This is a genomic window from uncultured Lactobacillus sp., from assembly GCF_947367125.1.
Lineage (GTDB): Bacteria > Bacillota > Bacilli > Lactobacillales > Lactobacillaceae > Lactobacillus.
The window spans coordinates 38,874-59,408 of record NZ_CANBCQ010000008.1 but is presented as its reverse complement, the minus strand read 5'-3'; the positions used below and the strand labels follow the sequence as shown (position 1 = coordinate 59,408).

The window sequence follows — 20,535 nt, the reverse complement described above, 5'->3', positions numbered from 1 at the left end:
TTATTTGTTCAAATCAATCATACGAGAAAGGAACTCCTTTTTCTAATGTTTAAAGAAATAAATTTAAGGAATCATTCATCCTTACACAAACTATTTTACAGTCTCCTAAATTTCTTAGTAAAAAATAAAACGACTAATATCTAACTAATTAAAGAAAGATTATTAATCGTTTTAGTATTTCTAATTATTTACAATAATAGTATAAAAAAGCAGTAGGAAACAAACAATTATTGCTATTACATAACCTATTAATAATCCTAATGCTAAGGAAACAGAGTGATGTTGCAGGAAAGTACATGACCAATCTCCAAGCATAAATAGATAAAAACCTATAAGCCAGTAATTTAGTTGCTTCTGATTTACCCACGGTAATGTTAATATAATTAGTACTACAATAATTAACGCGTATCCTATACTTTTATACGCTGAATCATTAAGTAATGCATGTCGCATATAAAAGAACTCCTTTAATGAGTCCGAAAAAATCTTCAAAACTGGACTAAAGATTTACAAATCAGTCGAGCTTTAATCATCTTGATAATAATGGTACCTAATTTTATTAAAGCAATCAGAGATTATATAGTGTATTACAACTTTATTGTACAATACTAAAAAGGCAAGACTCCAATGAGATATTGGAATCTTGCCTTAGATAAATATACTTAAAACTAACGTCCAGTTTTAGGGGTTAGCTTTTTTTATTTCTTCTGCGTCATTTGTCCGTCCATCATTTCATAGATATGGTCGGCGTATTTTTCTAATCGCGGATCGTGAGTGACCAAAATTACCGCTTTATCACGTTTTTTAGCTAAATCCTTGAATAACTGTCCTACTTCTTCAACATTTTGGGTATCCAGAGAAGCAGTTGGCTCATCCGCCAGCAAAATATCTGGATTGGCATATAACGCCGTGGCAATCGCCACCCGCTGCTGCTGACCGCCTGACAATTCATTCGGATATTTCTTAAGCAATTTTTCAATTCCTAACTGCTTAAGTAGCCCTTGCAACTTTTCTTTAGATAAATTATTTTGCTTTTTTACTTTATCAATTAAGGTAAATTGCTCCTTAACATTTAAAAATGGAACTAAGTTATAGGCTTGCAATACAAAGCCAATTTTATTTAAGCGCAGCTCACCACTTTGCTTGGCTGAAAAATGGCTAATATCTTGACCATTAATTAGGATCTCGCCTGAAGTTGGCTTTTGCAAGGAACCAGCAATGGTCAAAAAAGTACTTTTACCAGCGCCTGACGGTCCCATGATTAAAACAACTTCGCCTTTATCAGCTTGAAAATTAATGTCATTTAAAGCTACAACTTGTGCTTCACCTTTACCGTAAACTTTTTTAACGTCCTTTAATTCAATTACTGTCATTTTATTCACCAATTGCCTTTGCTGGATCAACCTTCAAAATTGACTTAATCGGAATCAAACTACCAATAATCCCCATAACTAACATCCCTAATGAACCACTAATCATAATCGTTGGGGTGAAAGTCATCGGTACAGCTGATGGCAAGGCTAGATCCGTCAACCACATCAAGATAATTGCAATTACGACACCAATCACTACTAAAATCACGGATTGGCTGATTGTAGCCCCAACTAAAGTCTTGCTAGGAATACCTTGAGCCCGCATTACGGCAAAGTTGTGCATCTTTTGCATAGTCAGAATGTACAAGAAGACAGCAATCACAATCAAAGAAATCACAAACAAGAAGCCAATCATTAATTCAAAAGTTAAATTTTGTGCCGTATAACCGGGCAACTTATTAATAAAGGTTTTAATCGGGTAAGTCTTAGCGTCCGCATGATTAAACTTGTAGTTACTCTTTTTAGAAATGATTGCAGCGGCAGCTACATTCGGGGCCACCATCCGTAATTTTTTCCAAGTTTTCATTGAGCCATAAACAATTGGCGCAATATTAATTTTGGCATTATTAGCAAAGCCCACAATGGTGTACTTCTTTTTCGAACCATTTAAGGTAATTTTATCGCCTAAGCGATAACCTTTATCTCTAAAGCTGCTATCAACTGTGACTTGATTATTGGTCTTGGCCTTTTTACCAGCAACTAAATCTTGATCCTGATAAATAAATTGATCTTTTTTAACACCTAAAAATTGTGCTGAAATAGACGTCTTGCCTTTTTTCTTAGCCACAATACCTAATTGTCCGATAACTGCTTCATTTTTGCCAATTTTGGCATCTTTTAAATCATTTTTAGTCAAAATCGATTGGCTTAAACTGACATTGGCATTTTTGTTCAAAACAATCTTTTGCGCTTTCCAGCCTTTAATCGCTTGTGTATTTTGACTAGCCAACCCCACAGCTAACGATGACAGCATGAAAATTAAATAGCTGATCAAAAAGATCATCAAAATAATCAGACCGTAACGCAATTTTTCATGTTTAATCTCTTTAAGTGCTAAAAACATTGCTACATCCCCTTTGCTAGTATGTACAAGCTCTTCTTATAACGAGCTAAATTCTTAGCTTCATTTTCTGGATCAGATAAACACAAGTTAATTACTTCATGACTTAGAACCATTGCACTCCACAATTGTGGTCCCATTTTTAACAATTGCCGAGAATAAATTTTGAAATTATCTGGAATCAGATATTCATTCTGCGACATATGCAGCTTCATCATTGGTTCATATTTACTGTTTTGCGTTTTATCAATAAATTTAATCACCCGATCATAAAAGTTATCCGGATCGAACTTCTCATCTGGACTCATCTTGGAATGGATCTCTTCAATTGCAAGATGGTACATATAAACATAGGCATCAGTTAAGTCATCAAAGTACTTGTAAAAAGCACCACGAGCAATATCGGCTTTTTTCACAATATGTGAAACTTTAGCATCAGCCAATGGATAAGTACTAAATTCTTCTAATAAAACATTTTCGATTCGTTGACGTTTGGCAGTCGGCAAATTTTTAAAAGTTTGTTTAACCATTTTTATTATCCCCTTTTCTCATAACACAAATGACAGTGCGTCATTAAGTACCTATATCATAACTGATTGTGACGCATTGTCAATACATAGACACAAAAAAAGAAGGCTTTCGCCTTCTTTATGCTAAAACGCGGTTGTAGTAACACATTCTTGCTTGACCATCATGCACACTAAACTTGCTTAAAGCACAATTAGCTGGTGTATCAATTTTATCCATATCACCATCACTCAAATAGTGCGCTGCCATCATCCGAATTAAACGGCCATGAGCGACAACCAAAACTTTCCCATTGGGATATTTTTGATAGACTTCGTCTAAAAAGCTGGCGCAACGTGCCTCAAATTCAGGGTAACTTTCGCCATTTTTAGCATATTTAATATAATCTCGCGTAACTTTACCCCAAGGATCGACTACATCTGGATATTCTTGAGCAATCTCAGCCATTTTTTTGCCATCCCAATCGCCAAAGTCAAATTCTAGCAAACGTTTATCTAAATTTAGCTTTTTCTTACCCTTAGTAAAAATTTGTGCAGTTTCAACTGCTCTTTTCATTGGACTTGAATAAACGACATCAAATTGGCTTTCATCAAACTTAGCGGCAGACTTTCTGGCATATTCACGGCCATACTCATTTAAATCTGCGTCCACTTGTGCTCCCTGAAGTCGATTATCCTTATTTACATCAGTTTGTCCATGACGAATAAAAACTATTTCCATTTTTCACATCACCTTTTCCTAAAAATCATACCCTTATTTAGGGAATCTTTCCATTTCTTTACTGTTTTTTAGCTTTTTCAAATTCAAAAAAGCTTAAAATAGAAATAGATACCTAGAAAGGGGAAACATTATGTCCCGCGTTACAATTGAAAGAGATGGCCTCACTTTAGTAGGAGACCGCGAAGAGCCTTTTGGTGAAATTTACGATATGGCAATTTTAATGCATGGTTTCACCGCTAATCGCAATACTGGTTTATTAAGAGAAATCGCTGATAAATTACGTGATGAAAACGTGGCTAGCGTCCGCTTTGATTTTAATGGTCATGGCGAAAGTGACGGCAAATTCGAAGATATGACTGTTGTTAACGAAATTGCCGATGCCAACGCAATTTTGAATTATGTCCGCACCGACCCACATGTGCGCAATATTTTCTTAGTCGGCCATTCACAAGGTGGCGTAGTTGCTTCGATGCTGGCTGGCCTTTATCCTGATGTAATCAAAAAAGTCGTTTTGTTAGCACCAGCAGCTCAATTAAAAGATGATGCACTTAAGGGCAATACTCAAGGTGCAACTTATGATCCAAATCACATCCCTCCAGTAGTTCCACTTGTTGGTAAAAAATTAGGCATGAAATTAGGCGGTTTTTATCTCAGAACGGCTCAAGTTTTACCAATTTATGAAGTAGCCCAACGCTTTACTGGTCCTGCTTCAGTCATTTATGGCACTAATGACGAAGTAGTTGATCCTAAATACGCTAAGAAATATCACGAAGTCTACGAAAATAGTGAACTTCATGCAATTGAAAATGCTGATCATAGTTTCACTGGTCAATACCAAACACCTGCCGCAGATTTAGCCGCAGAATTTTTGAAGCCATTATTCTAATGCCTAGTGAAATCAAATTGGGTACGAAAAACATAGTGGTCTGCTGTACTTAATTCAGGCTTGAATTGAAATTCAAAATCATGAAAATCTCGCAAATCAGCGGGATTTTTTATTTGTCTTTCGGCAATGTAGCGCACCATTTCCCCGCGCGCCATCTTGGCATGAACCCCAACAGTTTTCCATTTGTCATTTTTTAATTCTTGAAAATCAATCGTAATTAATTGCCGGTGCTCATTTAAAAATGGCTTTACCAATCGTGCATATTGTTTAGAAGCCAAATTAATAACTACCTCGTCATTTTGATAAAGTTGGTCGGCAATTGAACTTCCCCAAAAGTGATACAGGCTATAGTCACGAAAGCCGACCATCTTCGTCTTTAATTCTAAGCGATACGGACAAACACCATCAAATGGTCTAAGCATCCCATAAAAGCCAGACAAGATGCGCAAATTTTTTTGAATATAATCCAATGCCGGCTGAGTGAACAAGTCCGGCGCCATATATTGATATTGAATCCCTGAAAAAGCTAGGATTGCTGGCGTCAGGCATTCATCTAGATTCATCTCTTCTAATTGTAAAATACTCTGCTTGGTTACCTTTTCACTGGCCTGCCAAAGGTCATTTAATTGAGCATTAGTGCGTGATTTCAAAAAGTTAGCCAGAATTCTCGTCCGGTCTAAAAATTCTGGTTTTGACTGAACTGGAAAAGAATCACGGTCACTTTTCATAATTTTTGCAGGTGCAATAATAACTTTCATTTTGGAAATCAGTCCCTTTACGTTAAACTAAATTGTAATTAATAAGGAGGAAAAAACATGAATCCTGATTTTGCAATTGTCTTAAATTATCAACTTAACGGTGAAGCCGATGCCGACTTTTTAGTAAAAACAGCCCGTAATATCGGTGCCCGGGCAGTGATAACTGACAGTCAAACTGAAGACTTCAAGCCGGCTTGCGCTAAGTATACTATTTTTTTAGCTGATTCAGAAAATGGTGCTGATTTAACTAAGAATAACGTTATTGACACGATGATCAATAACCGTAAAGCTGGTAAGGCTACAATTATTAATGTGCCCGTTGCAGCAGGCAAGTTTTCTGCCGTAACTCAAGCAATGCTAGACACGATCAATGATTGGATGCACCAATTCGGTCACGCCTTCAATGAAGGTCAAGCTAGTGCTTTAACCAGCAGCGATGGCTTTATTTTAGAAAATCGCCACGCAAATTACCAAAAATACGTCTTCTTGCCTAGTCCTCTTCCTGATAAAATCGTGGTAGAAGGCCTAGCTGAAGAACCTAACCGGGTAGAATGGATTGAACACCGTACTGATCTTGATTTTAATTATAAGGATCAAAAATTAACCATTGAATTGACTAAGCCAGATGATGAGTTTTCTTGGCAAGTATTACGAATTCAAGCTCACCGACCTGAAGATGATATTTTAGAAACGAAGTTTTAGTAAAAAGGCGTTCTCCGTGGAAGAACGCCTTTTTTACAACCTTATGTGGTTGCTATTTTCATTTTCAAAAAACAAGAATCAAATTGATCCTTGCTTAAGCTTCAATCACTGAGCCATTATCAAAAAATTCTCTAAAACGATGTGCTTCTTTATCCAGCGTAATTTCATCATTAACTTGCGACAACTTATAGCCAACAAAATATGGTGGTGCTTCAAAACGCGTAATATATTTAGCACAAATACCGCCATCGTTACGCGGATAAAAGAATAGATTATAAGAATCACAGTGCCCGTTATACATGATATTTAGTAAATACTTGGCACCGCTTTGAATCCAGTCGGCCCACAAGTCAATACTATTTTTATCTAATAAATTAATATTGAGTTCAGTGTAACCTTGAACGGGGTGCTCAGCAATGTTAACTTCTACTCCGCTTTTTTCAAACAAAGTCTCGCCTTCAAAGTTATTGGGATGGATATACTTGTAGCCGTCCTCATGTTCAAAACCAACTATCTGCATATGCGGGTGAATTAGTGAGCCACCGGAATGTGGACCATAATTCTTGTACCAAACAATTGACTCATATTGGTCATTAGCCTGCATTTTTTCAAAACATGCCAGCGCAAAACGCATTAGCTGACGGTTATATTCTGGCGTATAGGTGCTAAGATCGCCGTGGTGATCGCTAGATTCAATTAACACAGTCTGCCAGGTATCACGTAAGGTCGGAAACTTATTCTTAAGCCAAATCATATCCCCTTCCTTAGCGTAAATATCAGTTAAATTTTCAACATCACAAAATGGACAGACATTGGCCTTCTTATCCTTGCGATAAGATTGTGGTTTGCCTTTAGCAACGCCCATTTGAAAAACAAGTGGATCATTAGTCATATTTATTCCTTTTTTTACTTAAAATAGTTTAAAATTAAATGAGTATAGCTTTACTATATATAAATTTTTTGTGGCTTTACTAGCATAAAAATACTTGTTATACTGTGTCAAAGCAAACGTTCATTCGAAATTTGTTAAGAGATGGGTTTTAATAATGCAATCTAGAACAGAAATGAGAAAGCGAAACAACCGCAACAATCTCTATCTTATTATTATTGGCATAATTGCCGTAATTGCAATTATTTGCGGTTTTTTCATCCATAATCAAAGAGTAGCAGCCGAGCGTAGCCAACGTGAATATGCGTCTACACACTTTAATCCTAACGTTACAATCTATGGTGTAAAGGTCGGAAAGCTGACGGTTAATAAGGCAACTGCCAAGATCAATGATCAAGCAGACAATGTGGTCTTTTTAAGAGATAAAAAGATTATTGCTGAAAAAGACGATAATGTTCAAACTATCAGTCAAGCTGAAGTTAAAAATATTTTTACTAAACAACATACTGATTTGCCAAGTAAGCAAAAATACGTCTTCAAATCCGCCAAAATGGATGAAGCCAAAAAGAATTTGCAAAAGATTCAAAAGGCTGTCATAACTTATAAAATTAACGGCAAGGAATATCAACTAAGAGCTGATGAATTAATCCACGAAGTTACTTACAAAGATGGCAAGTACAAGTTCACTGACATTAAGAAGTTACATGCCAAATTGGAAAAAATCGATCAGGAAGTTAAAACTCTGAAGAAGAGTTACAAGTTCACTGTTCCCGTCGGCAACAAGGTCAACGGCAAAACAATTACCGTTAAGAACGAAAGCTATGGCTGGGGAATTTATGTCAAGAAAGCTGTAGCCGCAGTAGAAAAAGCCTTGATTAATGGTCAAACTACTGTTGATGGTAGCAAGTACATTTACGGTGATGGCTACAGCGCTTATGCCCACGGCTATGGCAAGAGCAATCATGGTATCGGTCAAAACTATGTCGTTGTTTCAATTAGAAACCAAGAATTGTGGGTTGTCCGCAAAGGTAAAGTTGCCGTTCATTTAAATGATGTAGTAACGGGAACCGAAGACAAGGGCAATGCTACGCCTAAGGGTGTTTGGTACATCATGTATAAGGAATCACCAAGCGTACTTCGTGGCTATAACGACGACGGTTCTAAGTATGCCTCCAAAGTTCAATACTGGATGCCATTTACCTTGAGTGGCTGCGGTTTACACGATGCTAGCTGGCGTAACGATTGGAGTAAGTCAGCTTATCTTACTGGCGGTTCGCATGGCTGTGTTAACATTCGTCCAGCTGAGATTAGAAGCGTTTGGAACAATGTTTTGACCAACGACGCTGTTATCGTATATTAAAAATAAAGATTAATCGTCTACTTCAATTGAAGCAGGCGATTTTTTTGCGTAAAATTAATAGAAAAGATATAGATTTTTGAGAGGATTAGACATGTTAATTATTGGTATTATCTGCCTATTTGTGGCAGTGATTTCTTACTTCAAGTATCTTAGCGAAAAAAACGGACAAGCCAACCAAAAGCAAGCAGAAAACAAAAACGAGGCAAAATGGCAACGCACTTTAGCCATCATTTTCCTCGTTTTCGGAATTTTATTAATCGGTTATTGGATTGCATTGCGCTAAAAAAGACGTGAATTTTCACGCCTTTTTTTAAATATAATTGATTACCACGTTACCCATGTTAGCTCTACCCTTTAAAACCAAGGTTGGGCCGCCTCCATTGCTTTTACCTTTAACTATTACATTACCAAGGCTAACACTCAACTGATTATCAATTCGCCATGACAATGGTACATAAAGATTTACGTTCCCCATTGATGCAGTCAAATTAAGCACGACGGTATCACCAGCAGCTTTAGCATCATCAAGATAAATATTGGCATTACCGAATGAAGCTTCAAGATTAATTGATTGTAAATTTTGTGAATGAATATAACGTGACGAGTCGCCAGCCATCTTTTGATTAATTACGATGTTATCACCATCTTCAATCATATCTTGAACATGATGATGTACTACCGTTGTCTCCGTGTCATCATCGCTACTGTCATCGTCATCATCCCAGTTAAATGACTTCTCAATTGTGATTTTTGGTCGAAAATCCCTCTTTAAAAGTAAACTCAATCCCATTGAAACAAGTAAGGCAATAAACAGAATCATCCAAGCGGACAGAAGCTTTTTAATTCCTAGCGGTCCGGCATAAGTAATTACCAAAAAGGCAATTGAGAAAACTGAAACGTAGATACTGCGATCAAGCAAGCCTTTGATTAAGCAAGCCACAAAAATGACGGTCAAAATAATCATCCAAAAGCCTATTTTAAAACTTAATAGTCCCAATTGACTCACAACCAGGAGTACAGCTGCAGCTAGCAATCCCACACCCCATAAAATTCTGCTAAAATTATTTTTCATAATTAAGCCCTTCTTTCATCTAAGCGCGTACGCAATTCTTTATAATATCGACGGGATGCATATACGGTTTTATAGGTATCATGAAATTGGATTTTACAATCCGAAATCGACCGAGTTAGACCATAAATTTGATCTAAATTAATAATTGTCGATTTGGAAATCCGCATGAAACCTGCGCCTAAAATATTTTCCAGCTCATACAATTTATGTTTAACCAAGTATGCCCTATCTTGTGTATGTAGAATTACTTGCTTAGCATCTGTTTCAAAAAATAAAATTTTGTTCAGTGGTAAGTAGTAAGAAACATTATCCTTGAAGCACTCGATTTGATCTGCATGCTCTATATTTTGCAATTTGCGATAAAGCTGTTCTATTTCTGGAGAAATATTTTTAGCCTTAATAATCAATTCATCTTCTGAGGCATCTGGATCAATCTCAAGTTTTACTTTCATGTTTCTCACTCCCTTACAAATCTGATATTTACATTAAAAAATATTTCAGTTAACTTTTCCATAATTTTGAACTAAGCGGTAAATTTTGACTTCTAAGTGGCAAAAAAATAAGACGACCTCTGCCGTCTTATTACTTATTATCAATGTAAACTAGTAAAAAATGTTATCAATCCGAAAATAATTCCTGGGAAATTAGCCGTAAATAGTGGCCAATCTTTCTTTTCACTCAGAACTGCATAGAGTACCCAAATCGTGCAGTTAATCGCTGCCACTAATGGCTGAACAGGATTTCCATAATTTCCGTTCAAGTTATTAATAATTTGTGGAATATAAGAAACGTACATCAGTACAGATAACACGGATCCAATACGTCCTATAGTTAATACAGTTTTTCGATCTAATCCTTTAAATTTTTTTAACAAATCTCTCCCTTATCGTTTATTGTATGAAAAACCAGAGATCATTGCAAAAAATCTAATTTTAGTGGACACCTTCCATTAGCACATTAATTCTCTTAACTAAAAAGAACATTATTACCGCAAAGGCTACACTGACCAAACCAACAGCCATGAAATATTGGACTTCCGTGCCAGTTGAATAAAATTTAACAATCTGCGCATTAACCGCCTGACCTGTCGCATCAGCCATGAACCATAGACTCATCATTTGTGAACGATAAGCTTCTGGCGCTAACTTAGTGGTGATTGATAGTCCAATCGGTGAAATCAACATTTCCGCAATTTCAACTAAGAACCAAGAGCCAACTAGCCAAAATGGACTAACCTTGCCTGCTGTACCATAAAGCATCCCTGGCAAAGCCATCCACATGTATGACAAACCAGCAAAAACTAGCCCTGCTGCAAATTTGCCTGGAGCTGTTGGCTGCTTTTTCCAATGTTCCCAAAGCCAAACAAAGACTGGCGTTAAAATCATAATGAATAATGGGTTAAGTGATTGGAAGTTAGCTGCCGCAAAATGCCAATTTCCAATATGAAGCACGGTTCTTTGAGCAGCAAATAGAGCTAAAACTACTGAGCCTGATTCTTCAATGCCCCAGAAAATAGCTGCCGCAAAAAACAATGGAATGTAAGCTTTGACCCGTGAACGCTCAACCTTAGTTGCTTTTGAACTACGTAACATCATCACGAAGTAATAAATTGGCAAGGCAATCGCTAAAATAGTCAATAAAGTAATGACATTATCAACATTCAATTGACCAAAACCGGCCATTGCGGTTAATACAAGGGTAATCACCACAAGCCCAATAACTACCCACTTGATAATATTAAGCAAGTCACCTTTATTAATAGGATCATTAGGCGTCAAACTTTCAGGAGAAAGATACTTTTTACCGCCCCAAACATATTGCACTAAGCCAAAGAACATCCCGATTGCAGCTAAAGAAAAGCCGGCATGGAAGTTCATTTCATTACCAAAAATATGGAAACCAAAACCTTCTGCTGCCCATGGAACTAACCATGGTGCAAGAAATGATCCTAAGTTAATCCCAAAGACAAAGATGCTGAAACCGGCATCTCTTCTGCGATCTTCAACTGAATAAAGACCACCAACCATGTCAGATACATTTGGCTTTAATAAACCAGTACCCACCACGATTAAAGCAATTGAAGCATACAACGCCGTTACACCAGCTGGAAGTGCCAGGACAATGTGACCTAACATGATCAAAACGCCGCCATAAAAGACGGTCTTTCTTGATCCCCAAACACGGTCAGATAGCCAACCACCAACTAAAGTTGATAAATAAACTAGTGAACCATAGATTGACATGATTGACGCAGCCGTGGTTTGGTCCATACCCAGACCGCCCTTGGTAACTGCGTAATACATGTAGAAAAGCAGGATGGCGCGCATCCCGTAGTAACTGAAGCGCTCCCACATTTCAGTAAAGAATAAAGTTGACAAACCCTTTGGTTGTCCAAAAAATTCTGTATTTGAATCTCGTTTACCCAAAGAAAAACTCCCTTCTTATCAATAGGTAAGCACAATAGAAATAATTATACCACGAAAAATAAGGATTCACTTTTTACAGTGAATCCTTATTTATTAGGTAATTATTACTTCAAATTAATCGATTGCCTTAGCAACTGCGTTGTTAACAGCCACTTTTTCAGCTTCGATTAAGTCAACTTTGCCTTCAATAACCTTGGTATCCATCTTAATTTCACGACTAAGAAGTGGAATATTTACCTTTGGTTCAAAGAATTCTTTAAATTCTTTAAGTCTAGTTGGAGTATGGAAGACGCGAGTAGTTACTGTGATGAATGTTGTAAATTCCATGTCACCACCAACAGTCTTATCAAGCCAATCCCAATCTTCTCTAATCCAGTCCCAGGCTGCTTGTTGGCCATGATGGTTGCTGAGCAAGCCAGCATACCAGCCACGCAAGTCTTGTGGTTTAATTACGTCAGCATTTTCAAAATTATCAACAACTAACGCAACTTCAGCCGGATCAATCGTACTAGTAATTGCACTACGAAGATCAACTTTGTATGAAGGATCAGCAGTTCTTTGGTATTCCTTAATCAAGTTTTCGATTAGGTTGTGGCTGCCAAAGTTCTTTACTTCATTGATTAAAACATATGGACGAACATCAGCATTCATTGCTTCTAAGTTGTCTTCATTAGCAGTGAAAATCTCATGAGCTGTCTTAATTGAGTCTTTGTTTTCAGCGTAAAGACTGGCACTTAATTCATATGGACGAATTTGTGCATCTTCATCGCTTTCACCTGGTTTCACTTTCCAGCCCAAACGAGCAACTTGACCAGCGGATAACTTGTCATACAGCTTCTTTAAGTCCTTTTCTTGAGCTGATTCAGGTTCAACAAATTGGCGCAACTTAGCAGCAGTAGCATAAAGAGCATTAATAACTACACTTGACTTTGAGTCAGCAAACTTAGTCAAAAGTGGCACAATTTCAGCGTAAGAGATTTGTTTACCTTCTGCTAAAAGACGTAAGTCTTGCAATAATTGCAATTTGGCAATTGGGTCAAGTTCATCAACATGAGCCAAAATATCATCAAGCAAAGTCTTGTCATACTTAACGATAAAGTGTGAGTTGTTACCTACATTAATTCTAAGTGGGTGACCTGCTTTACTACGTAAATTCTTGTAGTAACCTAAATCAATTTCCTTGTCAGACATAATCTTAGGTGCCTTGAAGTTCGCATTCAATGGAATTTGCCATTTTCTACCAACGTCTTTGCCTTCACCGATGAAGAATTGTTGTTGTGAAAGCTTTAAATGACCATCGCTACTATCAACATATGCACTAACTACTGGATAACCTGGTTGCTTTAACCATGAGTGCATAATCTTGCCAATATCAAGGTCCGTTGCGGTTGAAAGGGCATCCCAAAGATCGTCACCAGTGGCATTACCGAACTTGTGGTGATCGAAGTAATACTTCAAGCCTTTTCTTAAAGCATCATCACCAAGAAGCGAACGAACCATCACTAACATTCTAGAACCCTTGGCATAAACAATGGCACTGTCAAAAGCAGAATCAATATCTGCTGGGTCATTAATTTCCATTTGAATTGGTTGAACACCATCAGTAGCATCTCTAGTCAAAGCTGCAGGTGCTTCACTGGTTTGGAACATTTCCCAAATATGCCAATCAGGCTTCAAGCCATCAACTGACAAGTATTCCATCATGTTAGCAAAACTTTCGTTAAGCCATAAGTTATCCCACCACTTCATGGTTACTAAGTCACCGAACCATTGGTGAGCTAATTCGTGGGTAATAACTGTCGCAACCAACTTCTTCATTTCAAGACTAGTGTTGTCTGGATCAAGCAATAAATATGCTTCACGGTAAGTTACTAACCCCCAGTTTTCCATGGCACCAGCACTGAAATCTGGCAAAGCCAATTGCAATGATTGTGGAAGTGGATACTTAGTTTGGTAAAATTCTTCGTAAAATTCAATTGCGTTCTTAGCAACGTCCAAAGCAAAGTCTAATTCCTTAGGCTTGTGGGCCTTAGTTGCATAAACACCAATTAAGACGCCATCCTTAGTATGGGTAGTCTTTGATTGCAAGTCACCAAAGGCAAAGGCAACCAAGTAACTAGACATGCGAACAGTTTCTTCAAAATGGTGGTAGCCGTCCTTGTCTACTTCAACTTCAGGCATGTTGGCAAGAGCAACTTCGCCATCTTCTTCATCCCACTTAAGTGCAAGACTAAAAGTAGCCTTAGCTTCTGGTTCATCAACACATGGAAAAGCTTGACGAGCAAAAGTAGTTTCAAATTGGGTACCAATAATTTGCTTCCTTTTACCTTCTAACTCGTAGTATGAAGGATAAATACCCATCATAGTATCAGTAAGTGGTGCACTATAAGCAATTTCAATTACAGCCTTGCTATTTACACCGGTTGAAATTTTGATTGCTTCATCTTTTTCAAGCACTTCAAAATCTACTTTTTTGCCATCAACCTTAACGCTGTCGATGGTCATGTATTTTTGGTTAATAAATACTGGGTTTTCAATTACTTCACCGGTAATTGTTGAAGTACCATTAATTTCTTTTTGTTTACGGTTTACGTTAATGCGCAAATCATAGTGCTCTGGATGAAAAGTTTCATAAAAACGTTTAACTGCCATTTTCTACCTCCTATTAATAACTCATTTCATTTTAATTCTACCAAAATAAAGAAGAAAGCGCTCAAAAAAGGCTATTTCTTGTTGATTGTAAGGATGACGTTTCAGTTCTGTAACATTGCTGTCATATTGAGCTTGTACTATAGAAGCATAGTCATTAAGAAATAAATAAGTTTTGAAAGAATTAATTAAATTTAATAAGGATGAATGTATTAATGAAGAAACATGTTAAATCTACTTTAGTTAAAATCTTAGCTGCCTTAGCGCTTGCCTTTGCTTGTGTTGCAGTTGCTGATACTTTTGCTTCTACCACTTCAACTAGTCAAACTGTTCAAGCTGCTAGAAAGCTTTCTAAGAAAGAAAAAGCTGCCAAGAGATGGATCGCAATGCGCGAATCAGGTGGTAGTTACACTGCTAGAAATGGTGTTTGTTACGGTAAATACCAATTAAACATTAGCTACTTAGGTGGTAACCTTTCACCTAAGAACCAAGAACGTGTTGCTGACAACTACGTTTATGGTCGTTACGGTTCATGGGTTAACGCCAAGAGATTTTGGTTAGCTCACAACTGGTACTAAAATTAAATTCATTTAATTCCCCAAAGCTAAAGAAAACCAGTTTAGTCAATTAGACTAAGCTGGTTTTTTAATTTACTCAAATTTATCTTGTTTAATAAAACGATAGAGCGCAATGACTAAAACTAAGATCGAACACGCCATTCCTACATAGGCCATCGTGCCGATATGTACCGCATTATTAGCAGCTTCGCGGGCCATTTGATTTTCCATCGCATAGCCTACAACCCATTTACGCATCACGACTGGGGTTAAAACAAAACTAACCGTACTAATAATCGAAGTCACTAACGCTACATTACGCGAATATGGCTCTTTAAAGAATTGCGCCAATACGCAGAAGGCTGGAGCAATCATCAATAACAAAATCCACATAATAATCCAGCGACCAGAACTCGAATTCATCATCTGGGCGCTGTTAGTAGCATAGCGATATGAACTCCAAAGCGATCCACCGGATAAGGTATTGAGCAAACTTAAGAAATAAGATCCACGTTGGCCATAAACGCCACCATTATTAGAGAGAATGCCTTGCACAAGTTGGAAACTATCAGTTGATCCTGCAGATGAAAAATCAACTGTGACAACTTGCTTCATATAAGTAGCTAAAAACATGGTAACTGAGCCACCTAATTCTAGTGCTCTTAACATGCTTAATTTTCTTGAAGCTTTCAGATGAAATTCCAGACTTAAAACTCGATCAGGATGGTGACTGTGACCAATAATAAAAATCCCTGCAATAACGATCAAGGCTAAGATAACCAATCCCCACCAGAATTTAATCATGGCGAAAAATAAAGCTAAAACAATAATCGCAACTGAAATATATGGTCGATCAGAGAAAATATTCCAAAAGTTCAATTTAACATGATGGTAATTTTCTCTTGATGCATTTGCGACATTTTGATTAACAATCGGCTGAGGATTGTTAATTTTTCTGCTACGAAATTCTTCGCGTGTAGTTGCTCTTTTCTTAGTATAATTAGTACGCGAACGATCTGCGCCGGCTTGGCCGTGCTCTTTTTTCATGCGATATTCACGTCGCGACATATGTGCCATAAACTGCAACTCCCTTCTCAAAGCACTATAGTAGCACATTATCGTTTTTTTGCTTTAAGTAAGCAGGAAATTTCAGGAAAAATTTAGCTTTGTTTTGTATGTGCTAAAATGAATGTTAATCGCTGTGCTTATTTTTTAGAAAGAGATGACTTTTTGACTAAAACTAAATCGACTAAACTGCCGGCTGGTTGGCATATGGCCTTCTACACTTTATGGCTGGGCTGTTTTATTACCGGAATGGGCTATTCAATGACGATGCCCTTTATCTCATTGTTTATTTCAGATTTAGGAAATTACTCTAAATTACAGGTTAACCTTTATTCAGGTTTGGCTTTTGCGATGACTTTTATTGCCCAGGCAATCGTCTCACCTTACTGGGGCAACTTAGCTGACCGCAAAGGACGGAAACTAATGTGTATGCGGGCTTCAGGCGTGATGGCTTTAACTATTACCCTAACTGGATTTGCACCCAATGCAATTTATATTATTGTAATGCGTTTTATTCAAGGTTCTTTTTCTGGTTATATTAACAACGCCACCGCTTTAATGGCAAGTGAAACGCCGCATGAACGTAGCGGCTGGGTCATGAGTCAAATGATGACTGCCGGAACTGCCGGGAATTTGGTTGGACCGCTATTAGGTGGTGCTCTCTCCAGCTTCTTTGGCAATATGTTTGGTGGCGCCTGGGGGTATCGGATCCCATTCTTCATTACCGGTGTTTTAATGTTCATCGTATTTTTGGGAACAACGTTCCTAGTCCACGAAGACTTTACTCCAATTTCTCGTGAAAAGATGAAGCCAATGGGCGAAATCATGAAAAGCTTGCCTAGCGTAAAATTGATTGTGGTGATGTTTATTACTACCATGTTGGTACAATCATCAACCATGTCAATTGACCCAATTGTTTCATTATACGTAAAATCAATGATGCCTCATGGCGGGGATGTTGCCTTTGTTGCAGGTGTTGTTGCGGCAACGCCTGGTCTTGGAACGCTAATTGCGGCATCGCGAATTGGACACAAGATGGATGAAGTTGGACCGTTACGCGTATTGCGAATCGGCTTAGTTGTTGGTGCCGCATTGTTTGTACCAATGGCTTTGACTAATTCGCCTTGGGTACTAGCAGGACTGCGCTTCTTATTAGGTATTGCTAGTGCAGGGATGTTGCCAGCAGCACAGACGGTATTAACTTTAAACACACCAAGCGAAAGTTTCGGTCGAATCTTTAGTTATAACCAGTCATTTCAAGCAGTTGGTGCCGTGTTAGGATCGTTAATGGGATCGATTATTTCTGGTTTTTCAAATTATGCAACGGTATTCTGGGTAACTGGATTTACGTTACTGATCAACTTTGTGCTTGTTTTGATTTTTGCTTGGGGAATTTCTTATCGGAATAGATAGGTTAAGCATATTCCTAAAGTATGGAATTTAAAAATGCAATAAAAGAGCTGTAAATATCACACAAAAAATATTTACAGCTCTTTATTATTTTCAATTTTTTACGCTACCATCTTTTCATAAATGCGATACATCCGATTATCATAAGCGCACATTGAAATGTCCAACTTATAACCTGAATTTTCTTTCTGCCACTTTTCAATCGCGTCAACTGCGATCTTAGTTGCATCTTCTGCAGGATAGCCATACACACCCGTAGAAATAGCTGAAAAAATTACGCTATGCAATCCCGCTTTCTTTGCCAAAGCCAGTGAATTATAGTAGCAAGAAGCTAGCATATGTGCATCACTAGTCTTGCCAGCATAAACTGGGCCTACTGTATGAATTACATATTTCGCAGGTAAATTATAGCCATGTGTTATCCTTGCTTCACCTGTTGGACAACCATGCAAAGTCATGCATTCCTCAAGTAACCGTGGACCAGCTGCTCTATGAATGGCACCATCAACGCCGCCACCACCAAGTAATGAATTATTAGCCGCATTAACGATCGCGTCGGCTTTCATCTTAGTAATATCGCCTTTAATAATTTTTATGTCTTTCATAATTATGTCCTTAGAAATAACCAACATTTCTTTCCACCACCATTCTAACACCAATAATATTGGTTTGATCCAAAAAAGAATACAAAGCATCCCATTATTTTTATATTACGAACTTGAATTGATTTCTATCTTTAGTATCCTAATATTAAGTTTAGCGTTATAGGAGCAACGAAATGAAAATTTTACGACGCAGTTTATGCATCATTTCGATCATCTTATTTTCTTTTGCTTTAAGCATTCTCATTCCTAGTGTTCAAGCTAGTAAAATAGTTTTAGATGATCTCATCATATTTTTATATTTAATTGGAATCGTAATTCTGGGCATTCTGTTGTTGTCTAACAGATTCGATTACCTATCGTTTAGTCTGAGTATAATTCTGCTGCTCACAACTATCATTGCTTGGATCAGATTCCCAATGATTAGCATTATTTATACTTTTTTTATAGCTTATCTGAGTATATGCTTACTAACAATTTTTATTGCTAAAAGGATTAAGAAATAAGTCACTATGTTTTCTAAGAAAGAACTAAAAATCATCAATAACGCATTAATTATTATCTATTTGCTTTCAGTCGGCCCGACATTTATCTTCGGTTTTACTAAATCAAATGATTTCACAAGTACTTTCTTTTTAATTGCAAATATCATTTTAGTTTGTTTATTCATTGCCGTTGCTATCAGAATTGCTAAAATCAATTTCAGGCTAAAGACACAATATTATCTACTAGGCTTCATCACTCTTATTTCAATAATAGAACTAGCCTACCCTGGACTGACATTAAATGAGCGCATTAGCAATTATTTTGCTATTGGCAATATTATTCTAAGCTTGCTGACTATTAAAATTTCAAAGAAATTAGTTTAAATCATAGGACACAAAATGAAATATCTGAAAACAATAAAATTAATTAGCAATATTTTGATTACTTTACGTCATACTGCTATAAATTATTGAATTCTTATTACTTTAAAACTACATCAGGTATTTTCAATCATTCAATAAAAAATAAGACTAGCACTAAGCCGGTCTTATTTTCTATTAATCAACTATTCTTTGGGTGAGAATTGCCATACTGTTCCATCTTGGCTACGGTATGAGCCATCACTCATCTTTGTAAATATAAAGACAACTTTTTTCGTCCTAATTGTGTAACCGTTTTTTAATTCAGTTGTATCAACTCGGCCCAAATCAGCCTTAACACCTGTTTGGGGTGGATTATTTTTCTTAGTAGAATATGCTTGTAAAATTTCTTTATTAAGTTTAGTCTTCTTTTGCTCAGAGTTGCTACTATTTTTAGCAACTAAAATAGCATGATTCTTTGTAAAATATAAATCAAACCAATTACTCAAGCGATTTTCTGTGTTGTCTACTGTTAATGTTCGATTAACCCAGTTTTTAGGTACCGTTGTTTGATTATTGTAGAAAAACATTCCACCAATAACTGCTACAAGTACTGTAACTACTGCAATTACGGATAACGTCATTTTTTTTTTCATAATACGTTTCCTCTTAAATTCAGCATTAATTATTTGGCACTAAGCCTCTCGAAATAAGTCTTACATTTCCTGAATACATGCTAACCCATCGGTTTCTATTTGTTTTAAAATTGTGATCCATCCAGGTACTGTTTCTATACAAATAGCCACTGTAGGCACCATCATTATAATAAACCTTAGACGGGGTTGTATTAAGTAAATTCATATCATCCCCTTTACCCCAACTACTATATCTATAAACATTAGATACATACTTGTGAAGTGGAGCATTTTTGATCGGTCCATAGACTTTGACTCCCTTAGTTTCTTGAACCGTAGTTTCTGATGCTTGAACACGTTGATTATTTGTAGCCAAGACTGTAGCTGCAGTTACACCTAAAAGTGTAGCAGTTGTCAATAATACTTTTTTCATTTTTATTTCTCCTCGTTTTGTTCTAATTTTAATAATACTTTTTTGCGAGCCGAAGCTGGTGCAGGAATGTTCTTAACATCATAACTGTATAGATACCCTCTATACAGAGTAGTAGCACTTTTTCCTACTTTTTCACGCATAACTTTTGAAAGATATCCTCTATATCCGTTGTATTCAAAGTAATGAGTGGGACCATAATCGTAACTTGAACCTAAAGTGATCCAAATTCTCTTAGGCTTATAGTAATCTGCTCTTAATTCTGAACTTACAGTTGATTGTGTTTCAGTTGATGCATCAACTTTGCTTGAAAATGTAAGTAAAGTTGTACCAACTAATCCTACTAATGACAATGAAACTAGCTTTCTTGAAATTGATTTCATTTTTATACCTCCGTAATTATCAAATGACTTATACTAATTATCTATTCTCTTTTTCTTCCATCCTTTCAACACCTGGCTTGACATTTAATTTAGGTATTTCAAAAGTATCTATACTGCCTAAAATGACAAAAGCCGTTATAATTGTAAGCGTAAGTTTGTTTCTTTTTCTTTTCATCATTGAGGTA

Annotated in this window: 24 protein-coding genes; 7 read left to right on the top strand and 17 right to left on the bottom strand. The window is 36.8% G+C overall.

Annotation, left to right across the window (positions count from 1 at the left end; translation table 11 throughout):
- Positions 1-698: 698 nt before the first annotated feature.
- From Q0Y84_RS03770 to Q0Y84_RS03755, 4 genes are all read right to left on the bottom strand, one after another.
- On the bottom strand, positions 699-1,373 hold the full coding sequence (locus Q0Y84_RS03770; protein ID WP_297951032.1) for an ABC transporter ATP-binding protein: 675 nt from the start codon (positions 1,371-1,373) through the stop codon (positions 699-701).
- A 1-nt stretch (position 1,374) separates the two neighbouring features.
- Positions 1,375-2,436: an ABC transporter permease gene (locus Q0Y84_RS03765; RefSeq protein ID WP_297951030.1), complete on the bottom strand. Its 1,062-nt coding sequence runs from the start codon at positions 2,434-2,436 to the stop codon at positions 1,375-1,377.
- A 2-nt stretch (positions 2,437-2,438) separates the two neighbouring features.
- Positions 2,439-2,963, bottom strand: coding sequence for a TetR/AcrR family transcriptional regulator (locus Q0Y84_RS03760; RefSeq protein WP_297951028.1), 525 nt, complete (start codon positions 2,961-2,963; stop codon positions 2,439-2,441).
- 118 nt (positions 2,964-3,081) lie between these two features.
- Entirely contained in the window at positions 3,082-3,681 is a 600-nt protein-coding gene (locus Q0Y84_RS03755; RefSeq protein ID WP_297951027.1) for a histidine phosphatase family protein, read from the bottom strand.
- A 130-nt stretch (positions 3,682-3,811) separates the two neighbouring features.
- Here Q0Y84_RS03755 and Q0Y84_RS03750 point away from each other — a divergent pair, with 130 nt between their 5' ends.
- On the top strand, positions 3,812-4,567 hold the full coding sequence (locus tag Q0Y84_RS03750; RefSeq protein ID WP_297951025.1) for an alpha/beta fold hydrolase: 756 nt from the start codon (positions 3,812-3,814) through the stop codon (positions 4,565-4,567).
- Here the strand turns inward: Q0Y84_RS03750 and yaaA are convergent.
- The gene (yaaA, locus tag Q0Y84_RS03745; RefSeq protein WP_297951022.1) at positions 4,564-5,325 is read right to left on the bottom strand and encodes a peroxide stress protein YaaA; all 762 of its coding nucleotides are present in this window, start codon (positions 5,323-5,325) and stop codon (positions 4,564-4,566) included. The two genes, Q0Y84_RS03750 and yaaA, sit on opposite strands and share 4 nt — an antisense overlap.
- A gap of 57 nt (positions 5,326-5,382) precedes the next feature.
- Between yaaA and Q0Y84_RS03740 the strand changes: the two genes are divergently transcribed.
- On the top strand, positions 5,383-6,027 hold the full coding sequence (locus Q0Y84_RS03740) for a hypothetical protein (RefSeq protein WP_297951020.1): 645 nt from the start codon (positions 5,383-5,385) through the stop codon (positions 6,025-6,027).
- 94 nt (positions 6,028-6,121) lie between these two features.
- On the opposite strand, the gene Q0Y84_RS03735 is transcribed toward Q0Y84_RS03740, so the two are convergent.
- Positions 6,122-6,919, bottom strand: coding sequence for a DUF4931 domain-containing protein (locus Q0Y84_RS03735; RefSeq protein ID WP_297951017.1), 798 nt, complete (start codon positions 6,917-6,919; stop codon positions 6,122-6,124).
- 154 nt (positions 6,920-7,073) lie between these two features.
- Here Q0Y84_RS03735 and Q0Y84_RS03730 point away from each other — a divergent pair, with 154 nt between their 5' ends.
- Together Q0Y84_RS03730 and Q0Y84_RS03725 are read left to right on the top strand one after the other, a co-directional pair.
- A complete protein-coding gene (locus Q0Y84_RS03730; RefSeq protein WP_297951015.1) occupies positions 7,074-8,276 on the top strand; it encodes a L,D-transpeptidase family protein in 1,203 nt (400 codons plus the stop codon).
- A 91-nt stretch (positions 8,277-8,367) separates the two neighbouring features.
- Positions 8,368-8,559 (top strand): hypothetical protein, encoded by a 192-nt coding sequence (locus Q0Y84_RS03725; RefSeq protein WP_013086978.1) that lies wholly within the window; start codon positions 8,368-8,370, stop codon positions 8,557-8,559.
- A gap of 27 nt (positions 8,560-8,586) precedes the next feature.
- Here Q0Y84_RS03725 and Q0Y84_RS03720 read toward each other — a convergent pair whose 3' ends face one another.
- The 5 genes from Q0Y84_RS03720 to Q0Y84_RS03700 form a co-directional block, all read right to left on the bottom strand.
- Entirely contained in the window at positions 8,587-9,348 is a 762-nt protein-coding gene (locus Q0Y84_RS03720; protein WP_297951001.1) for a LiaF domain-containing protein, read from the bottom strand.
- Between the two features lie 2 nt (positions 9,349-9,350).
- Entirely contained in the window at positions 9,351-9,800 is a 450-nt protein-coding gene (locus tag Q0Y84_RS03715; protein WP_297950998.1) for a LytTR family DNA-binding domain-containing protein, read from the bottom strand.
- Positions 9,801-9,940: 140 nt separating this feature from the next.
- A complete protein-coding gene (locus Q0Y84_RS03710; protein ID WP_297950996.1) occupies positions 9,941-10,222 on the bottom strand; it encodes a SemiSWEET family transporter in 282 nt (93 codons plus the stop codon).
- A 58-nt stretch (positions 10,223-10,280) separates the two neighbouring features.
- Positions 10,281-11,774, bottom strand: coding sequence for a peptide MFS transporter (locus Q0Y84_RS03705; protein WP_297950994.1), 1,494 nt, complete (start codon positions 11,772-11,774; stop codon positions 10,281-10,283).
- Between the two features lie 114 nt (positions 11,775-11,888).
- Entirely contained in the window at positions 11,889-14,426 is a 2,538-nt protein-coding gene (locus Q0Y84_RS03700; protein WP_297950992.1) for a M1 family metallopeptidase, read from the bottom strand.
- 212 nt (positions 14,427-14,638) lie between these two features.
- On the opposite strand from Q0Y84_RS03700, the gene Q0Y84_RS03695 reads away from it, so the two are divergent.
- Positions 14,639-15,001, top strand: a complete 363-nt coding sequence (locus Q0Y84_RS03695; protein WP_297950990.1) for an aggregation promoting factor surface protein — start codon at positions 14,639-14,641, stop codon at positions 14,999-15,001.
- Positions 15,002-15,073: 72 nt separating this feature from the next.
- Here the strand turns inward: Q0Y84_RS03695 and Q0Y84_RS03690 are convergent, their stop codons facing one another.
- Positions 15,074-16,057, bottom strand: a complete 984-nt coding sequence (locus tag Q0Y84_RS03690; protein ID WP_297950987.1) for a cytochrome C5 — start codon at positions 16,055-16,057, stop codon at positions 15,074-15,076.
- A gap of 153 nt (positions 16,058-16,210) precedes the next feature.
- Between Q0Y84_RS03690 and Q0Y84_RS03685 the strand changes: the two genes are divergently transcribed.
- Positions 16,211-17,458, top strand: a complete 1,248-nt coding sequence (locus Q0Y84_RS03685; RefSeq protein WP_297950984.1) for an MFS transporter — start codon at positions 16,211-16,213, stop codon at positions 17,456-17,458.
- A 98-nt stretch (positions 17,459-17,556) separates the two neighbouring features.
- Here Q0Y84_RS03685 and Q0Y84_RS03680 read toward each other — a convergent pair whose 3' ends face one another.
- Positions 17,557-18,060 (bottom strand): O-acetyl-ADP-ribose deacetylase, encoded by a 504-nt coding sequence (locus tag Q0Y84_RS03680; protein ID WP_035443773.1) that lies wholly within the window; start codon positions 18,058-18,060, stop codon positions 17,557-17,559.
- Positions 18,061-18,569: 509 nt separating this feature from the next.
- Here Q0Y84_RS03680 and Q0Y84_RS03675 point away from each other — a divergent pair.
- Positions 18,570-18,926 carry a hypothetical protein gene (locus Q0Y84_RS03675; RefSeq protein ID WP_297950973.1) on the top strand — a complete coding sequence of 119 codons (357 nt, stop codon included), beginning with the start codon at positions 18,570-18,572 and terminating at the stop codon, positions 18,924-18,926.
- A gap of 182 nt (positions 18,927-19,108) precedes the next feature.
- Here the strand turns inward: Q0Y84_RS03675 and Q0Y84_RS03670 are convergent, their stop codons facing one another.
- Genes Q0Y84_RS03670 through Q0Y84_RS03655 form a run of 4 tightly spaced genes read right to left on the bottom strand, consistent with a single transcriptional unit; the run spans position 19,109 to position 20,528 of the window.
- Positions 19,109-19,558 (bottom strand): hypothetical protein, encoded by a 450-nt coding sequence (locus tag Q0Y84_RS03670; RefSeq protein WP_148238944.1) that lies wholly within the window; start codon positions 19,556-19,558, stop codon positions 19,109-19,111.
- 25 nt (positions 19,559-19,583) lie between these two features.
- Positions 19,584-19,970, bottom strand: coding sequence for a hypothetical protein (locus Q0Y84_RS03665; protein ID WP_297950969.1), 387 nt, complete (start codon positions 19,968-19,970; stop codon positions 19,584-19,586).
- Between the two features lie 2 nt (positions 19,971-19,972).
- A complete protein-coding gene (locus Q0Y84_RS03660) occupies positions 19,973-20,350 on the bottom strand; it encodes a hypothetical protein (protein ID WP_297950967.1) in 378 nt (125 codons plus the stop codon).
- Positions 20,351-20,387: 37 nt separating this feature from the next.
- Complete coding sequence (locus Q0Y84_RS03655; protein ID WP_297950964.1) at positions 20,388-20,528, bottom strand: hypothetical protein; 141 nt, start codon at positions 20,526-20,528, stop codon at positions 20,388-20,390.
- Positions 20,529-20,535 lie beyond the last annotated feature (7 nt).